At 39.9% G+C, this 461-nt stretch carries 1 protein-coding gene; it reads left to right on the top strand.

Going from position 1 to position 461, the window contains the following annotated elements; translation table 11 throughout:
- Nucleotides 1-461: hypothetical protein (locus ACFI32_RS14855; RefSeq protein WP_462627395.1), on the top strand; the 461-nt coding region annotated here is incomplete at both ends.

Here is a 461-nt window from a genome sequence, read left to right as displayed (position 1 = left end):
CTAATTATGAAGGTGAAGTTTCCTATACGTGCCCTAGTCAGTCCAGATGTGAATATTGGGAAATACCTGAACCCTTGCTGTTAGAAGGGTATACCAAAGCCATTTTAGATCGACCTGATGCTGCCGATTTTAGAGCGCTGATGACGGACTATTTTCAGGCCGTACCCTTTGAGCAAGATAGCATCGCGAACCTGTCTCAATATAACGACGGTGGGTTTCCTTATTCTATTTTGGCCGTAGAAGATAGTATATACAGTTTAATTCCCAGTGACTGTTGTCAACTATTGACTGATAAACATTACAGTCAGGCGTTTATCAAAAAAGATCCTGAACAAAATACGGAGCAACAACAACGAGGCAACGGTCATTACTTTATCAAGGTAAAAGACGTGCCTTTATCCGATACTAAAGCTGATGATAATATGAAAGATCCATATCATTTAAGGCCTTCTTATATACAC

It is taken from the genome of Psychrobacter sp. PSi21 (assembly GCF_054960615.1).
The sequence above is the reverse complement of the archived record's forward strand: the minus strand, read 5'-3'. Positions and strand labels throughout refer to the sequence as shown.